Genomic DNA, 17193 nt, shown 5'->3' on the forward strand with positions numbered 1-17193 from the left:
GGGCACCCAAGGTTTTTCGTTAGAGAAATTCACAAAGGTTGAATATGGACATGAACAAAGCCGAAACGGCACAAGCCGCGGCCAGCGGACAAGAGCTGCGTGGCGCAGAAATCCTGGTCAAGGCGCTTCAAGCAGAGAACGTGCAATACATTTGGGGTTATCCAGGTGGTGCCGTGCTCCACATTTACGACGCTTTTTACAAGCAAGACACTATTCAGCACGTTTTGGTGCGCCATGAGCAAGCGGCTGTACATGCTGCCGACGGCTTCGCCCGCGCGACGGGCGAAGTGGGCGTGGCGTTGGTGACCTCGGGCCCTGGCTTGACCAATGCCGTCACCGGTATCGCTACCGCTTACATGGACAGCATTCCGATGGTCATCATCAGCGGGCAAGTGCCCACTGCCGCCATCGGTCTGGATGCTTTCCAAGAGTGCGACACCGTGGGCATCACGCGCCCGATCGTGAAGCACAATTTCCTGGTCAAAGACGCCAAAGACATGGCCGAGGTCATGAAAAAGGCTTTCCACATCGCACGCAGCGGCCGACCTGGTCCTGTGGTGGTGGACATTCCGAAAGATGTTTCTTTCAACAAGGCCTTGTATTCGGGCTACCCCGAGTCGGTCGAGATGCGCTCTTACAACCCGGTGCGTAAGGGTCATGGCGGTCAGATCCGCAAGGCCCTGCAATTGCTGATGGCGGCCAAGCGCCCCTATATTTACACCGGCGGCGGCGTGCTGCTGAGCAATGCCAGCGCAGAGCTGCGCGCTTTGGTCGATATGCTGAACGTGCCGGTCACCAACACCCTGATGGGTTTGGGTGCTTTCCCCGCCACGGACCGCCGTTTCCTGGGCATGCTGGGCATGCACGGTACGCTCGAAGCCAACAATGCCATGCAAAACTGCGATGTGTTGCTGGCAGTGGGCGCACGTTTTGACGACCGTGTGATCGGCAACCCCAAGCATTTCGCTTCGGTGGACCGCAAGATCATCCACATTGACATCGATCCGTCGAGCATTTCCAAGCGCGTGAAGGTGGATGTGCCGATCGTGGGCGATGTGAAGGACGTGCTGACCGAACTCATGGGCATGATCCGCGAATCCGGCCTCAAGCCCGACCCCCAGGCGCTGGCGCAGTGGTGGGAGACGGTCGAAGGCTGGCGCAAACGCGATTGCATGAAGTACGACAGCAACAACAGCACGGTCATCAAGCCACAAAAGGTCATCGAGACCTTGTGGGACATGACCAAGGACGCCGATGCGTACATCACATCCGACGTGGGTCAGCACCAGATGTGGGCTGCGCAGTACTACAAATTCAACGAGCCACGCCGCTGGATCAACTCCGGTGGTCTTGGCACCATGGGTGTGGGCATTCCTTACGCCATGGGCATCAAACTGGCCAAGCCTGACAGCGAAGTTTTTTGCGTGACGGGTGAAGGCTCGGTGCAGATGTGCATTCAGGAACTCTCGACCTGCCTGCAATACAACACGCCCATCAAAGTTCTGGCCCTGAACAACGGTTACTTGGGCATGGTGCGCCAGTGGCAAGAGATTGATTACTCTGGTCGTTACAGCCACAGCTACATGGATGCCTTGCCCAACTTCGTGAAGTTGGCGGAGGCCTATGGCCACGTCGGCATCTTGGTGGAAAAGCCGGAGGATGTGGAGCCTGCCTTGCGCGAGGCCCGCAGACTCAAGGACCGCACGGTTTTCCTGGACATCCGCACGGACCCGACCGAAAACGTGTTCCCCATGGTTCAGGCTGGCAAAGGCATCACCGAGATGCTGTTGAGCGCGGAGGACCTGTAATCATGAAACACATCATTGCTGTATTGATCGAAAACGAAGCGGGCGCCTTGTCCCGTGTGGTGGGCTTGTTCTCGGCACGTGGCTACAACATCGAGTCCTTGACCGTGGCCCCAACCGAAGACCCCAGCCTCTCGCGCATGACGATCCAGACCGCAGGGTCTGACGATGTGATCGAGCAAATCACCAAGCACCTGAACCGCCTGATCGAGGTGGTGAAGGTGGTGGACCTGACCGAAGGCGCTTACACCGAACGCGAGCTGATGCTGGTGAAGGTGCGCGCCGTGGGCAAGGAACGCGAAGAAATGAAACGCATGGCCGACATCTTCCGTGGCCGCGTGATTGATGTCACCGACAAGAGCTACACGATTGAGCTCACTGGTGACCAATCGAAGAACGACGCCTTTTTGGAGGCGATCGACCGCAGCGCTATTTTGGAGACCGTGCGCACCGGTGCATGCGGTATCGGGCGCGGCGAGCGCATCCTGCGCGTCTAAACTTAACTCTTGAACCTGTTTATTCCTAAGGAGAACCCCGTGAAAGTTTTTTACGACAAAGACTGTGATCTGTCCCTGATCAAAGGCAAAACCGTAGCCATCATTGGTTACGGCTCGCAAGGTCATGCACACGCCCAGAACCTGAACGAAAGCGGCGTCAAAGTCGTCGTGGGTCTGCGCAAAGGTGGCGCATCTTGGGACAAAGTCGCCAAAGCTGGCCTCACAGTTATGGAAGTCAACGACGCTGTCAAATCCGCTGACGTGGTCATGATCTTGTTGCCTGACGAGAACATCCCTGAGGTGTACCAAAACAACGTCGCGCCCAACATGAAGCAAGGCGCCACACTGGCTTTTGCCCACGGCTTCAACGTGCACTACAACCAGGTCATCCCACGTGCTGACCTGGACGTGATCATGGTCGCCCCCAAGGGCCCAGGCCACACCGTGCGCTCCGAATACCTCAAAGGCGGCGGCGTGCCATCCTTGATCGCTGTGTACCAAGACAAGTCCGGCAAAGCCCGTGACTTGGCCTTGTCTTACGCCATGGCCAACGGCGGTGGCAAAGGCGGCATCATCGAGACCAACTTCAAAGAAGAAACCGAAACCGACTTGTTCGGCGAGCAAGCCGTTCTGTGCGGCGGTGCCGTGGAATTGGTGAAGATGGGCTTTGAAACCCTGACCGAAGCCGGCTACGCGCCTGAAATGGCTTACTTCGAGTGCTTGCACGAGTTGAAGCTGATCGTTGACCTGATGTATGAAGGCGGCATCGCCAACATGAACTACTCGATCTCGAACAACGCCGAATACGGCGAGTACGTGACCGGTACCGAAGTCATCAACGAAAAGTCTCGCGAAGCCATGCGCGCAGCTTTGAAGCGCATCCAGACCGGTGAATACGCCAAGATGTTCATCTTGGAAGGCAAGACCAACTACCCAAGCATGACGGCACGTCGCCGCTTGAATGCTGAGCATTCGATCGAGCAAGTGGGCGCTCAACTGCGCGCCATGATGCCCTGGATTGCGAAGAACAAGCTGGTTGACCAAACCCGCAACTGATTTGCATATTGCAAACTTGAAAAAGGCCACCGCGGTGGCCTTTTTTCATGGGCGTCGTGACTGACTTAAACTCATGACCTGGCGCCTTGCTCGACCAGCCTCTGACAGGAATGGATGATGAACAACGATACCGATAAATTTGATGACGCTGAAATCATGGCGTCTTCTCGCAAGCCATCCAAAGGCATCTACATGTTGCCCAACATGATCACCTTGGCTGCCTTGTTTGGCGGTTTTTATGCCATTGTCATGGCCATGAATGGACGCTTTGATTTGGCCACTGTTGGCATCTTGTGCGCTATGGTGCTCGATAGCTTGGATGGCCGAGTTGCCCGCATGACCAATACCCAAAGCGCGTTTGGTGAGCAAATGGACTCCTTATCTGACATGGTGTCGTTCGGTGCAGCGCCTGCGTTGATCGCCTATGTCTGGTGCCTTAAAAGCCTGGGACGCTGGGGGTGGATTGCCGCGTTTGTTTACTGCGCCTGTGCAGCACTGCGCTTGGCGCGCTTCAATGTGAACACGGCGGTGGTCGATAAACGCTATTTCCAGGGTTTGCCTTCACCAGCCGCTGCAGCCTTGGTCACCGGGTTCATCTGGATCATGATGGAAAACGCTGTTGATCCCCAGAGTGTGGCTTGGTGGATGTTTGCTGTGGCCCTTTTCTCAGGCTTGACCATGGTGACCAATGTGCCGTTTTACAGTTTCAAAGACATGCACATGAAAAAGACGGTGCCCTTTGTTTCGCTGGTGTTGGTGGCGCTGGGCATCGCGGTCGTGAACATCGATCCGCCTACCGTGCTGTTCGCCATCTTTGTGGGTTACGGCCTGAGCGGATATGCCATTTATGTCTGGCGAAAGGCCAAAGGCCAGCCAGCCAGCATGATCAGCACCTCGACCGATGAACCCGAGGAGCGGGGTCTTCATCAGTGATGTCTTGTCCATGACAAGAGGCTGATTTTTCTGTGATAAAGTGAATGCATGAACAAATTTTTGCTGGCACTACTGCTAACGCCTCACGGGCGGGATGTGTAGCGCACGCGAACATTGTCCTCAAAGGCCCGTATGCCATCCGCAACGGGCCTTTTGCATTGGTGCATGGATTTGCGGTTATTGACCAGGAGCGAATATGTCTGACAAATTGATTATTTTTGACACCACTTTGCGTGACGGCGAGCAGTCGCCAGGCGCATCCATGACCCGTGATGAGAAGCTGCGCATTGCGCGTCAACTCGAGCGTCTGCGCGTGGATGTGATCGAAGCTGGTTTTGCCGCCAGCTCGAACGGAGATTTTGAAGCTGTTCAGGCCATCGCCAATACGATCAAAGACTCGACAATTTGTTCTCTGTCGCGCGCCAATGACCGCGACATCGCGCGAGCGGCAGAGGCGCTCAAAGGTGCGAACAGTGGCCGAATTCACACCTTCATTGCAACATCGCCATTGCACATGGAAAAGAAGTTGCGTATGACCCCTGACCAAGTCTTTGAGCAGGCCAAGCAGTCGGTGCGTTTCGCTCGCAATTTGGTGGGTGATATCGAGTTCAGTCCAGAAGATGGGTACCGCAGTGATATGGACTTTTTGTGCAGTGTCCTCGAAGCGGTGATCGCAGAAGGCGCCACGACCATCAACGTGCCCGATACAGTGGGTTACGCCGTACCGGAGTTGTACGGTCAATTCATCAAAACTTTGCGCGAACGCATTCCTAACTCCGACAAAGCCATTTGGTCGGTCCATTGCCACAATGATTTGGGCATGGCCGTGGCGAACTCTTTGGCGGGTGTCAAAATTGGTGGTGCTCGCCAAGTCGAGTGCACGATCAACGGTCTGGGCGAGCGCGCAGGCAATTGCTCGCTCGAAGAAGTGGTCATGGCGGTCAAAACCCGTCGCGATTACTTCGGTTTGGACATCGGTATCGACACCAGCCACATCGTGGCTGCTAGCCGTATGGTCAGCCAGACCACGGGCTTCGTGGTTCAGCCCAACAAGGCCGTGGTGGGCGCGAACGCCTTTGCACATGCATCCGGTATTCATCAAGATGGGGTGCTCAAGGCCCGCGACACTTACGAAATTATGCGTGCAGAGGATGTCGGTTGGTCCGCCAACAAAATCGTGCTCGGCAAACTGAGTGGCCGCAATGCATTCAAGCAGCGTTTGCAAGATTTGGGCGTGATCTTGGAGAGCGAAACAGAAATCAACAATGCTTTTGCCAAGTTCAAGGAGTTGGCTGACCGAAAGAGTGAAATTTTCGACGAAGACATTCTGGCTTTGGTCAGCGATGAGAGTGTCACAGCAGACAAGGAGCAGTTTGGTTTTGTTTCCATGTCGCAACACAGTGAAACCGGTGAGCGTCCGCATTCGGCGGTGGTGTTCACTGTGGGGGGTAAAGAGGTCCGTGGCAATTCGGATGGAAATGGACCCGTTGATGCATCACTCAAAGCCATCGAGTCGATTGTCAAAAGTGGCGCTGAAATGGTGCTTTATTCGGTCAACGCTATCAGCGGCTCGACCGAAAGCCAGGGCGAGGTGACGGTGCGCTTGCAAAACAGCGGTCGTGTGGTTAACGGTGTTGGTTCTGATCCGGACATCGTAGTCGCTTCTGCCAAGGCTTACCTCAGCGCACTCAACAAGCTTCAGAGCAAAGCTGATCGGGTGGCCGCTCAGGGTTGATGTAATCCTTAATTGGTATTATTTAACTTCATAAAAGTCACGCAAGTTATTGTTCTTGCGTGACTTTTTTTATTTCAGTAGACTCTGATGGTATATTCAATGTGAATGCTTTTCAAAATAACGCAATGCGCCTGAATTCAACTGTAATTTCTTCTGTTTCCAACCTGTGGTCGCGGCGATTCATCACGATGATGACCGCTGGACTTGTAGGTGCTTTTTTGCTTGCGCCAGATTTTGCCGAAGCCAAGCAACGAAAAGAGGTGACACACAAGACACTCAAAAGCAGCAAGAAAAAAACATCAGCTGCGGTCAAGTTGGCTAAACGCACGACCCAATTCGCGGCCGTTGCGGCAGTCCCCTTGCGTGTTTCATTTGGGCAAAAAGCGGGTTTGCACGCTTCATCCGATCCACTGGATTTGCGCTCCAGTGTGGCCTTGGTGATTGATCAGGATACCCGAGAAGTGTTGCTGAGCAAGAACGACCAAGCCGTTTTACCCATTGCGTCATTGACCAAGCTGATGACGGGACTTGTGATTTCCGAAGCTCAGTTGCCCATGTCTGAAATGGTCATGATCACTCAGGCCGATGTAGATACCGAAAAGGGCAGTTCTTCACGCTTGGCCGTTGGCACTGTTCTTAGCCGTGGCGATTTGTTGCATTTGGCCCTCATGTCAAGTGAGAACCGTGCTGCACACGCTTTGGGTCGTACGTTTCCTGGTGGCCTCGATGCTTTTGTTGCTCGAATGAATGGTCGTGCCAAATCGCTTGGTATGAAAGATACCCGCTACGTGGAGCCCACCGGTTTGTCTAGCAATAATCAGTCCAGTGCACACGACTTGGCGACCTTGGTCGGCGCTGCATACAAAGAACCCGTGTTGCGTGAGCTGTCGACATCGCATGGCCGTGAAATTGCTGTGGGGCACCGAACCTTGCAGTACAACAATACCAACCGACTTGTTAAAAGCCCACAGTGGGACATTGGTATCCAAAAAACGGGTTTCATCAATGAAGCAGGTCAATGTCTTGTGATGCAGGCGCAGGTTTCGGGGCGAAAGTTGATCATGGTGTTTCTCGATTCCGCAGGCAAACTCAGTCGTATTGCCGATGCAGAGCGTGTTCGGCGCTGGGTAGAGAAGTCTTCAGCCTTGTCTATCAGCAGCAAGCATGTAGCATTGTCCGATCAGATGCCCAGTTGATTTATTTGGACATTCGCAAAGCTAAAAGGCCGCCGCAAGGTGGCCTTTTTCGTGGCAAAGTGGGTAGCAGCAACTCAAAGGCTTTCGCTATATCCGAGGGTTGTTGAGATTTCGCGTGCAGTTGTTTGCAATTTGGGCAGCCAGCTTTCATCGAGCCGATCAGCTGGAGCGGAGATCGAGAGACCCGCAAGCAATTTGCCTTGGTCATCGTAGATCCCTGCGGCAATGCAGCGCACACCCATTTCCAGTTCTTCGTTGTCACGCGCGATGCCGTATTGCTTGACGCGCGACAGTTCGCGTTCCAGTACTTGCAATTGCGTGATGCTGTTGCGTGTCTGACCTGACAGGCCGGTACGGGTGGCATAAGAGCGTACACGCAAAGGGTCGTCTGCTGCCAAGAAAAGTTTGCCCACTGAGGTCAAGTGCAAGGGCGCTCTGCCACCAATGGCGCGCACCACCTGCATGCCAGAGCGTTCGCTGTAAGCCCGCTCGATGTAGACGATCTCGTCGCCTTGCCGCATGCTCAGGTTCACGGGTTGCTGGATCAGCTTGTGCAGCTCGCGCATGGGTGCCAGAGCTGCATCTCGCACATTCAGACGACCTTTGACCAGGTTGCCCAATTCCAGAAGCCGCATGCCCAGTCGGTAGTTGCCCGCTTCGGGGCGGTCCACGAAACGTCCGGTGGCCAAATCGTTCAGGATGCGGTGCGCTGTGGAGGGGTGAAGGCCGGTTTTTTCGCTGATCTCTTTGAGCGAGATGGCTTCTTCGCGCGATGCGAGCACATCGATCAGCGAGAACATGCGTTCAATCACCTGGATCGTGGGGGAAGGAGCGAGGACGTGTTCTTTTTTCATGGGGTTCAGCAGAGAGGGCTGATTTTATACTGTGAAAAATAATCAAGCAGGCATGAAGGGCTGCCATTGTCCGTCGACCCGTATCTCGCAGGGGTGAAAGCGTGATTTGTATTTCATTTTTGGACTGTGGTCGATCCAGTAACCCAGGTAAACGTAGGGCAGAGCCAATTGGGCCGCTTGTTCAATTTGCCAAAGTACGCCATAGGTGCCATAGCTGGCTTTGTCTTCAGGCTCATAGAAGGTGTAGACCGCAGACAGGCCCTGGTTCAAGACGTCCACGATGCTGACCATTTTCAAGGTGCCATTTGTGCCATCGGTCCCGGGTTCACGAAATTCGACAATGCGTGAATTGACGCGGCTTTGCAACAGAAATTGACTGTATTGATCGATGCTGTCTTGGTCCATGCCACCACCGACGTGGCGGGCGGTTTGGTAACGCAAGTACAAAGCGTAATGTTCGGGATCAAACTGCAGATCCAGCACACGGGTTTGAAGATGCCGATGTTGTTGTTGCGCACGCCTTTGACTGCGATCGGGTTTGAAATCTTTCACACGAACTCGCAAAGGCATGCAGGCGTTACAGCCGTCGCAGTAGGGGCGGTAGGTGAACATCCCGCTGCGGCGAAAGCCTTGGTCTACCAGCTCTGAGTAGACCTCATTTTGAATCAGGTGACTGGGCGTGGCCACTTGCGAGCGTGCCATGCGTTGCGGCAAATAGCTGCATTCGTAGGGCGCCGTTGCATAAAACTGCAAGGCCTGCAAGGGAAGGTCGTTCAGGTGTGTCACGCCGGGTTGTCGATGGCCATCAATGCATCCCAGTATAGGGATTGGCGGGCCCAATCGATGTCCCTTTGTTGCCTCGCTTGTGTCACGGTGTGCACAAAGTCCGCCCTGGGGATCTCATGCGCCCCCATGGAGGCCAGGTGGCCTGTGTTTTGTTGGCAGTCGATCAGGGGGATACCGTGCTCAAGGCACACGCTGACCAGACTCGCCAGTGCGAATTTGGAGCCATCGGTGATGGTGGTGAACATCGATTCCCCGAACACTGCATGACCCAGTGCGACGAAATAAAGGCCTGCCACCAGTTCTCCGTCGATCCAGACTTCTGCGCTGTGGGCATGACCTTGACGGTGCAAGTTTTTGTAGGCCGCGATCATCTCGGGCACGATCCAGGTGCCGTTTTGTCCGGCGCGAGGCGCCTTCGCGCAGCGCTCTATCACTTGCGCAAAATCACGGTCAAAGCACAGCTCAAATGCCGGATTCAGCAAGCTGCGCTTGAGGCTTTGCCGCAATGAGCGGTGAAACCGAAATCGGTGCGCAGGCAAGACCATCCGTGGGTCAGGGCTCCACCAGAGCACCGGTTGACCTGGACTGAACCACGGGAAAATGCCGTGGCCATAAGCTTCCAGCAAGCGGGCAGCCGTCAGATCCTGGCCAGCCGCCAACAGTCCGGGGGCGGGCGAGTTGGCGCCCCAGGCCAAGTGCACAGGCGGCAAGGGTTCTGAGTCCTTGACCCATGGGAGTTCGGGAGATGGTGCTGGTCTGGGCATGGCTGGATTACACAATAAATGTGGCCACCTGCCCCGAACACAGGCCGGAGCCTGACCCATTTCGGTTTATGCTGGAGCGCATGAAGTGAGGTGATGTTGGATGCCCCGGTGCATGACGCGCGCCGGGTGTTGAGGAGTGCCTTTTGTTGAAACCTGACTTTTCTGCGACCTGGCTGCAACCCGAGTGGCCAGCCCCCGCCCATGTCAGTGCGGTGATGACAGACCGCCACGGTGGGGTGTCCACCGCGCCTTATGACAGCCTGAACTTGGGCGACCATGTCGGAGATCGACCCGATACCGTCGCTGTCAACCGATCCCGTTTGCAAGCTGCTTTGCAGCGGCGCCCTGTTTTCCTGCAACAAGTCCATGGTACCCACTGTGTGGCGCTGGATCAATTGACGGCAGATGGCACGGTAGCCGATGCCTGCCTGGCGACAACGGCGGATGTGGCCTGCACCATCATGGTGGCCGATTGTTTGCCGGTCTTGTTTTGCGATACACAAGGCACTTGGGTGGCAGCAGCGCACGCAGGTTGGCGTGGTTTGGCCGGGCAGGGCGGTGCAGGCGTGTTGGAGAATTTGCTCGCAGGTGTGCCGCCAGGCCCCAAGGGGCACGCCGATGTCCTGGTTTGGCTTGGGCCTTGCATCGGGCCGCAGGCGTTTGAAGTTGGCGCAGAAGTTCACGCTGCGTTTTGCGATGCAGACCCGCGAGCAGACGCTTGTTTTGTGCCTCACACAGAGGGCAAATATCTGGCCGATCTGGCTGGATTGGCCCGCCAGCGCCTGCAGGGCATGGGCATCACCCGGATTTATGGCAACGACAGCCAGGCCGCATGGTGTACCGTCAGCCAAGCCTCACGGTTTTTCTCTCATCGGCGTGACAGCCGCCTCCTCGGGCAATCCGGTCGCATGGCTGCTTGCATTTGGCTGGAGCGGTGATGCCGATGTGGTGCTCTGCGCATGGGTGGCCTGTTCTTGTTCTTGTCTGCGAATTGCTTTGCGGCGTAAAGGCGTGCCCCACAAGTAGACGACCAGTGACATGGGCAGCAGGCCATACAAGAGGAAAGTGATGATGGCGCCCAACACACTGCCCTGTGAACTAAAGGCTTCGGCCAATGCCATGAGCAGCGTGACATACAGCCATGCGATGACGATCAAATACATTTTGTTCTCGGGTTGTAATTTAGGAGACATCAAGTTGACAGATACTGGAACCAGTAGAAGTCAATAAATACGGTAATTTCAGGAGACATGATGAACGCTTCTTCCCCCGAATTCTGGACCCAAATGTCCGAAGGCTTTCAGCAGAACCTGTCCAAAAGCTGGGGCCAGGCCATGCAGCATTTTCAGACCATCGACCTGGGCGGCTTGAAACCGGGTGCCGACGCCGCTGTGCCAGCCCTGAAATTTTCGCCTGAAAAGCTCCAGACCTTGCAAGGTCAGTATTTCAAAGATGCTTCTGAGCTGTGGAACCAAAGCCTGCACAACAGCTTGCAGGTCAAAGACCGCCGCTTCTCGGGCGATGCCTGGATGTCCAATCCCGTGGCCGCTTTCAATGCGGCCACGTATTTGCTCAATGCCCGTACCTTGATGGGCTTGGCCGATGCGGTCGACGCCGACGAAAAAACACGCACCCGCATCCGTTTTGCCATCGAGCAATGGGTTGCTGCCGCCGCCCCCAGCAACTTTTTGGCCTTCAACGCCGAGGCGCAAAAGAAAGCCGTCGAAACCAAAGGCGAGAGCATCGCCAAGGGCGTGCAGAACCTGATGCACGACATGCAGCAAGGCCATGTGTCAATGACCGACGAGAGCCTGTTCGAAGTGGGCAAAAACGTGGCGACCACCGAAGGCGCTGTGGTTTTTGAAAACGAGTTCTTCCAGCTGATCGAATACAAACCGCTGACGGCCAAGGTCTATGAAAAGCCTTTCTTGCTGATCCCGCCTTGCATCAACAAGTTCTACATCCTCGACTTGCAACCCGAGAACTCCTTGATCCGCTATGCGGTCAGTCAAGGTCACCGCACCTTTGTGGTCAGCTGGCGCAACCCCGATGAGTCCATGCAGGACAAGACTTGGGACGACTACATCGAGCACGCCGCGATCAAAGCCATCGCGACGGTGCAAGACATCACCGGCGCACCCAAGATCAATGCACTGGGCTTTTGCGTGGGCGGCACCATCTTGTCGACCGCGCTGGCCGTGCTGGCTGCGCGGGGCGAAAAGCCGGTGGCCAGCGCCACCTTCCTGACCACGCTGATCAATTTCACCGACACCGGCATTCTGGATGTGTTCATTGACGACAACTTCGTCAAGTTCCGTGAAATGCAGATGGGCCAGGGCGGCCTGCTCAAGGGCCAGGACCTGGCATCCACCTTCAGCTTCCTGCGTCCGAATGATCTGGTCTGGAACTATGTGGTGGGTAACTACCTCAAGGGCGAAACGCCGCCGCCATTTGACTTGTTGTACTGGAACAGCGACTCGACCAACTTGCCCGGTCCGTTTTACGCTTGGTACCTGCGCAACACCTATTTGGAAAACAACCTGGTCAAGCCCCGCAAGGTCAAGGTATGCGGTGAAGCCATTGACCTGGGCAAAGTGGACATGCCGGTCTACATCTACGGCTCGCGTGAAGACCACATCGTGCCCATCGGTGGCGCCTACGCCAGCACGCAAGTGCTGCCGGGCAAGAAGCGTTTTGTGATGGGCGCATCCGGTCATATTGCCGGCGTCATCAACCCGCCAGCTGCCAAAAAGCGCAGCCACTGGTTGAGCGAGGGAAGCAAATTCCCGTCGGACGTGAACGATTGGATTGCCAACGCCAAAGAGCAGCCAGGCAGCTGGTGGACCGACTGGTCGGACTGACTCAAAGGCCATGCAGGCAAGCAAATTGCAGCGCCCAAAACCTACGGCAAAGCCAGCAAGTTCAAAGCCATCGAAGCGGCTCCGGGCCGTTACGTCAAGGCCAAGGCCTGATTCGTTTTTTTATTGGAGACAAAAATGGAAGACATCGTCATCGTTGCAGCCGCCCGCACCGCCGTGGGCAAGTTTGGCGGCTCGCTCGCCAAAACCCCGGCCACCGAGCTGGGCAGCATCGTCATCAAGAGCTTGCTCGAGCGCAGCGGTTTGCCCGTGGACGCCATCGGTGAAGTCATCATGGGCCAGGTGCTGGCCGCAGGCGTAGGCCAAAACCCCGCCCGCCAAGCCATGATGAAAGCCGGTGTCGCCAAAGAAACCCCGGCTCTGACCATCAACGCCGTGTGCGGCTCGGGCCTGAAGGCCGTCATGCTGGCCGCGCAAGCCGTGGCCTGGGGCGACAGCGAAATCGTCATCGCTGGTGGCCAAGAAAACATGAGCGCCAGCCCACACGTTTTGAATGGCAGCCGCGACGGCCAACGCATGGGCGACTGGAAAATGACCGACACCATGATCGTGGACGGCCTGTGGGACGTGTACAACCAGTACCACATGGGCATCACCGCTGAAAACGTGGCCAAGGCCCACGGCATCACCCGTGAAATGCAAGACGCCCTGGCCGCAGGCAGCCAGCGCAAGGCAGCGGCCGCTCAAGAAGCGGGCAAGTTCAAGGATGAAATCGTTGACGTGCTGATCCCTCAGCGCAAGGGCGATGCCCTGGTGTTCAACACCGACGAATTCATCAACAAGAAAACCAGCGAAGAAGTGCTGGCCGGTCTGCGCCCCGCGTTTGACAAGGCCGGTAGCGTCACCGCAGGCAATGCCTCGGGCATCAACGACGGCGCTGCCGCCGTGATGGTCATGACGGCCAAGAAGGCTGCTGCCTTGGGCCTCAAGCCCTTGGCCCGCATTGCCGCCTTCGGCACATCCGGCCTCGATCCTGCCACCATGGGCATGGGCCCTGTGCCTGCTTCGCAAAAGGCGCTGGCCCGCGCGGGCTGGAAAGCCCAAGACGTGGACCTGTTCGAGTTGAACGAAGCCTTTGCCGCACAAGCTTGCGCTGTGAACCAGGCGCTGGACATCGATCCCGCCAAGGTCAACGTCAACGGCGGCGCGATCGCCATTGGCCACCCCATTGGCGCGTCTGGTTGCCGCATCTTGGTGACTTTGCTGCACGAAATGCAGCGCAGCAATGCCAAGAAAGGTCTGGCTGCCCTGTGCATCGGTGGTGGCATGGGCGTGTCCCTGGCGGTCGAGCGCGTTTAAAACCCTGCACGCTCAAGTTGCGTTGGTTGGCGCACTGCCCAGCTGTATAGGGTTGCCAACCATGCGCTTTTTGAGCGGGCTTCATTGATTTCACTTCACTCATAACCAGGAGACAAACATGAGTCAAAAAGTAGCTTACGTCACAGGTGGCATGGGCGGTATCGGAACCGCAATTTGCCAGCGCCTTCACCAAGAGGGCTTCAAGGTCATCGCCGGCTGCGGCCCGACCCGTGACTACGCCAAATGGCTGGACGAACAAAAAGCCCTGGGCTTCACGTTCTACGCATCGGTTGGCAACGTCGGTGACTGGGATTCCACCGTCGAAGCTTTCAGCAAAGCCAAGGCTGAGCACGGCCCCATTGACGTGCTGGTCAACAACGCCGGTATCACCAAGGACCGCATGTTCCTGAAGATGACCCGTGAAGACTGGCAAGCCGTGATGAACACCAACCTGGACTCCATGTTCAACGTGACCAAGCAAGTGGTTGCCGACATGGTCGAAAAAGGCTGGGGCCGCATCATCAACATCAGCTCGGTCAACGGCGAAAAAGGCCAAGCCGGTCAAACCAACTACTCGGCCGCCAAAGCCGGTATGCACGGTTTCTCCATGGCCTTGGCCCAAGAGATGGCCACCAAGGGCGTGACGGTCAACACCGTGTCGCCGGGTTACATCGGCACCGACATGGTCAACGCCATCCGTCCTGACGTGCTGGAAAAGATCGTGGCCACTGTGCCCGTCAAGCGTTTGGGCAAGCCCAGCGAAATCGCCTCCATCATCGCTTGGATGGCCAGCGAAGACGGCGGTTACACCACAGGTGCCGACTTTGCCGTCAACGGTGGTTTGCACATGGGTTGAGTCGTTTCGACGGCCTGTTTCAAACCCCGCTTCGGCGGGGTTTGTTGTTTCTGCCGGTGTGGTCCTTGGCGGCTGGGATAATCGGCACCATGTCTGAAGTTACCTCGCCGACCCCGTCTTTCAATCCCTGGCGCTTGTCTGTTGCGCCGATGATGGATTGGACAGATCGCCATTGCCGCTTTTTGCACCGTCTGTTGACGCGCCACACCTTGCTCTACACCGAGATGGTGACCACCGGCGCCTTGCGCCACGGCAGTGTGCAGCGGCACCTGCGCTTCAATGCCGAAGAACACCCCGTGGCCCTGCAGCTGGGTGGCAGCGATGCGGCCGATCTGGCCCATGCCGCCAAGCTGGGGCAGGAATGGGGCTATGACGAGATCAACCTCAACTGCGGCTGTCCCTCAGACCGTGTGCAGCGCGGTGCTTTCGGTGCCTGCTTGATGAACGAGCCGCGCACCGTGGCCGATGGCGTCAAGGCCATGCTGGATGTGGTGGATGTGCCCGTGACGGTGAAGCACCGCATTGGCATCGACAAGATCGAAAGCTACGACTTCGTGCGCGACTTTGTGGGCACCGTGAGCGAGGCCGGTTGCAAGGTTTTTATCGTGCACGCCCGCAACGCCTGGCTCGATGGCCTGTCGCCGAAAGAAAATCGCGAGATCCCACCGCTGCGCTACGAACTGGCCTACCAGCTCAAACAAGATTTCCCCAGTCTGACGATTGCCGTGAACGGTGGCATCAAGACCAACGCCGAGATCGCTGCCCATTTGCAGCACGCCGACGGCGTGATGATCGGCCGCGAGGCCTATTACAACCCTTGGCTGCTCAGCACCTGGGATGCGGAGTTTTACGGCGATAACCATGAGGTGCCCAGCCGCGAAGCGGTGGAAGAGGCGATGGTCGCGTACATGGAACGTGCCTTTGCCGAAGACGGCTGCCCTTGGTATGCCATTGCCCGACACATGTTGGGGCTGTACCACGGCCAGCGCGGTGGGCGTTTGTGGCGACAGGTCTGGAGCGACCACAAGCTCAAGCCTTTGCCCCCGCGCGAAGTCTGGCAGCTGGCGCGTGCCGCCTTGGCGCGGGGTGCGGTGGTCACCGACTGAACGAGCGACACGGGCCGCAGGGCCATGCCCCTTGCCCTAAACCTGATGCATCAGCCGGGCAAGGCGTGCAGGGCAGATAAATAAATGGATCCTCGCGTCTCTGCAAAGATATCCAGCGTCAGCGTCAAAGCGGCCTGCAAGACCAAGCCGATACCGATCCCGGCTGCCAGGTCGTGGCGCTGCCAAAAGGCAAGCAGGCCCAGCCCGAGGATCAGCAGAACCATTTCGACCGCCTTGTAGATCGAAAAGTTTTTCATGACCGTCTGCATGCGTGGAATTTCCTGGGCCTTCAGCGCCGCAGGTTCCTGCTGCAGCTGCGCGCTCAGGGTGGCGATCTGATGGTCAGTGCGCAGATAGATCGACACGCCCACCACCATTTGCATCAGCGCAATGACGACCAGCGGGTAGGCCATGGATTTGAGCCGATGCCCGTTCATCCAAAGCCAAGCGCTTACACCAATGGCCACCAGGCCCACGGTGATGAAGATCACGCTTTCTTGCTTTTCCGCGCTGAAGTAGTTGTTCAGTGGGTTGATCATGGCGTCGTTCTCAAGCGATGGGGCGGGTCAAAATCTTTACCACTTTGGTGGCCAGATTGCGCGGTGTGAAGCGCATGCTTTCCGCCATGGCCCAGTTCATGAAGCCCGGTATATAAACCCGCTGGCCGCGTTGCATGGCGCGGTAACCCAAAGCGGCCACCTCTTTGGATGTGGGCAGTGTCTTGCCTTTGATCAGGGCCGAGTTGCCCAGTTGGGCCTTGTCTTGAAAGCCCGAGGCGGTGGGGCCAGGGCACAGCGCGGTCACCGTCACGCCGGTGTCCTCCAGCTCACTCGCCAGGGCCTCCGAGAAACTCAATACAAATGCTTTGGTGGCGTAATACACCGCCATGTAGGGCCCGGGCTGAAAAGCCGCCGTGGACGCCGTGTTCAAAATCTTGCCGCGCGTTGCGAGCAAATCCGGCAAGAACAGCTTGCTCAGCACCACCACCGTGTTCATGTTGAGTTGCATCATGGCCAGCTCGGACCCGAGCGCCGTGTCCTTGAACTCGCCAAATGCACCGTAGCCTGCGTTGTTGACCAAGGCACTCAAAACGATGCCGCGTGCCTGAATGTCGGCGTGCAACTGCACGGCACCCGCTTCGGTTTCCAAGTCTGCACCGATGACAATGACCTGAACCTTGAATTGCTGCTTTAAATCATCGGCCAGGGCCTGCATCTTGACCACGCTGCGGGCGGCCAGCACCAGCTGGTAGCCGTCTTGGGCAAAGTGATGGGCCAAGGCTTGGCCGATGCCTGAAGAGGCCCCGGTGATGAGGGCTGATTTGTGGGGTGTTGGGTGTTTGTGCATGGCGAACTTCCTTGTTTCATGTGTCAAAGAAAGCATTGGAAACCCGGTACCTTGGTGCCATGTCAAGCGCTTTTTTTGTC

General features: G+C 56.8%; 16 protein-coding genes and 1 pseudogene. 11 read left to right on the forward strand and 6 right to left on the reverse strand.

The genetic code is table 11. The features are described 5' to 3' along the window. Positions 1-44 precede the first annotated feature (44 nt). The 6 genes from B9Z43_RS10420 to pbpG all read left to right on the forward strand — a co-directional run bounded on the left by B9Z43_RS10420 (position 45) and on the right by pbpG (position 7222). Positions 45-1808, forward strand: a complete 1764-nt coding sequence (locus B9Z43_RS10420) for an acetolactate synthase 3 catalytic subunit (protein WP_108325162.1) — start codon at positions 45-47, stop codon at positions 1806-1808. Between the two features lie 2 nt (positions 1809-1810). Beyond that, positions 1811-2302, forward strand: coding sequence for an acetolactate synthase small subunit (gene ilvN, locus B9Z43_RS10425; RefSeq protein ID WP_019429372.1), 492 nt, complete (start codon positions 1811-1813; stop codon positions 2300-2302). 39 nt (positions 2303-2341) lie between these two features. After that, a complete protein-coding gene (gene ilvC / locus B9Z43_RS10430; RefSeq protein WP_108325164.1) occupies positions 2342-3358 on the forward strand; it encodes a ketol-acid reductoisomerase in 1017 nt (338 codons plus the stop codon). 117 nt (positions 3359-3475) lie between these two features. After that, on the forward strand, positions 3476-4291 hold the full coding sequence (pssA, locus tag B9Z43_RS10435) for a CDP-diacylglycerol--serine O-phosphatidyltransferase (RefSeq protein ID WP_108325586.1): 816 nt from the start codon (positions 3476-3478) through the stop codon (positions 4289-4291). Positions 4292-4487: 196 nt separating this feature from the next. Further along, positions 4488-6026 carry a 2-isopropylmalate synthase gene (locus tag B9Z43_RS10440; protein WP_108325166.1) on the forward strand — a complete coding sequence of 513 codons (1539 nt, stop codon included), beginning with the start codon at positions 4488-4490 and terminating at the stop codon, positions 6024-6026. Between the two features lie 188 nt (positions 6027-6214). Continuing rightward, positions 6215-7222 (forward strand): D-alanyl-D-alanine endopeptidase, encoded by a 1008-nt coding sequence (gene pbpG, locus B9Z43_RS10445; RefSeq protein WP_108325169.1) that lies wholly within the window; start codon positions 6215-6217, stop codon positions 7220-7222. 74 nt (positions 7223-7296) lie between these two features. Here the strand turns inward: pbpG and B9Z43_RS10450 are convergent, their stop codons facing one another. Genes B9Z43_RS10450 through aat form a run of 3 tightly spaced genes read right to left on the reverse strand, consistent with a single transcriptional unit; the run spans position 7297 to position 9626 of the window. Next, a complete protein-coding gene (locus B9Z43_RS10450; RefSeq protein WP_108325171.1) occupies positions 7297-8076 on the reverse strand; it encodes an IclR family transcriptional regulator in 780 nt (259 codons plus the stop codon). A 42-nt stretch (positions 8077-8118) separates the two neighbouring features. After that, the gene (locus tag B9Z43_RS10455; RefSeq protein WP_108325173.1) at positions 8119-8862 is read right to left on the reverse strand and encodes an arginyltransferase; all 744 of its coding nucleotides are present in this window, start codon (positions 8860-8862) and stop codon (positions 8119-8121) included. Beyond that, the gene (gene aat, locus B9Z43_RS10460) at positions 8859-9626 is read right to left on the reverse strand and encodes a leucyl/phenylalanyl-tRNA--protein transferase (RefSeq protein WP_108325175.1); all 768 of its coding nucleotides are present in this window, start codon (positions 9624-9626) and stop codon (positions 8859-8861) included. Before aat ends, B9Z43_RS10455 begins: the two co-directional genes overlap by 4 nt. A 215-nt stretch (positions 9627-9841) precedes the next feature. On the opposite strand from aat, the gene pgeF reads away from it, so the two are divergent. Continuing rightward, complete coding sequence (pgeF, locus tag B9Z43_RS10465; protein WP_108325589.1) at positions 9842-10564, forward strand: peptidoglycan editing factor PgeF; 723 nt, start codon at positions 9842-9844, stop codon at positions 10562-10564. Here pgeF and B9Z43_RS10470 read toward each other — a convergent pair. Beyond that, positions 10481-10789, reverse strand: coding sequence for a hypothetical protein (locus B9Z43_RS10470; protein WP_108325177.1), 309 nt, complete (start codon positions 10787-10789; stop codon positions 10481-10483). The genes pgeF and B9Z43_RS10470 overlap by 84 nt on opposite strands. 90 nt (positions 10790-10879) lie before the next feature. On the opposite strand from B9Z43_RS10470, the pseudogene phaC reads away from it, so the two are divergent. From phaC to dusA, 4 genes and pseudogenes are all read left to right on the forward strand, one after another. Continuing rightward, positions 10880-12598: pseudogene (phaC, locus tag B9Z43_RS10475) on the forward strand (class I poly(R)-hydroxyalkanoic acid synthase). A 24-nt stretch (positions 12599-12622) separates the two neighbouring features. Continuing rightward, entirely contained in the window at positions 12623-13804 is a 1182-nt protein-coding gene (locus tag B9Z43_RS10480; protein ID WP_108325179.1) for an acetyl-CoA C-acetyltransferase, read from the forward strand. 118 nt (positions 13805-13922) lie between these two features. Further along, the gene (gene phbB / locus B9Z43_RS10485) at positions 13923-14660 is read left to right on the forward strand and encodes an acetoacetyl-CoA reductase (RefSeq protein ID WP_108325181.1); all 738 of its coding nucleotides are present in this window, start codon (positions 13923-13925) and stop codon (positions 14658-14660) included. 89 nt (positions 14661-14749) lie between these two features. Next, positions 14750-15766: a tRNA dihydrouridine(20/20a) synthase DusA gene (gene dusA / locus B9Z43_RS10490; protein WP_108325591.1), complete on the forward strand. Its 1017-nt coding sequence runs from the start codon at positions 14750-14752 to the stop codon at positions 15764-15766. 50 nt (positions 15767-15816) lie between these two features. On the opposite strand, the gene B9Z43_RS10495 is transcribed toward dusA, so the two are convergent. Further along, positions 15817-16305 (reverse strand): hypothetical protein, encoded by a 489-nt coding sequence (locus B9Z43_RS10495; protein WP_108325183.1) that lies wholly within the window; start codon positions 16303-16305, stop codon positions 15817-15819. A gap of 10 nt (positions 16306-16315) precedes the next feature. Beyond that, positions 16316-17113, reverse strand: a complete 798-nt coding sequence (locus tag B9Z43_RS10500) for an SDR family oxidoreductase (RefSeq protein ID WP_108325185.1) — start codon at positions 17111-17113, stop codon at positions 16316-16318. Positions 17114-17193 lie beyond the last annotated feature (80 nt).

This window comes from Limnohabitans sp. MMS-10A-192, assembly GCF_003063335.1.
In the GTDB taxonomy this organism is placed as follows: Bacteria; Pseudomonadota; Gammaproteobacteria; order Burkholderiales; family Burkholderiaceae_C; genus Limnohabitans_A.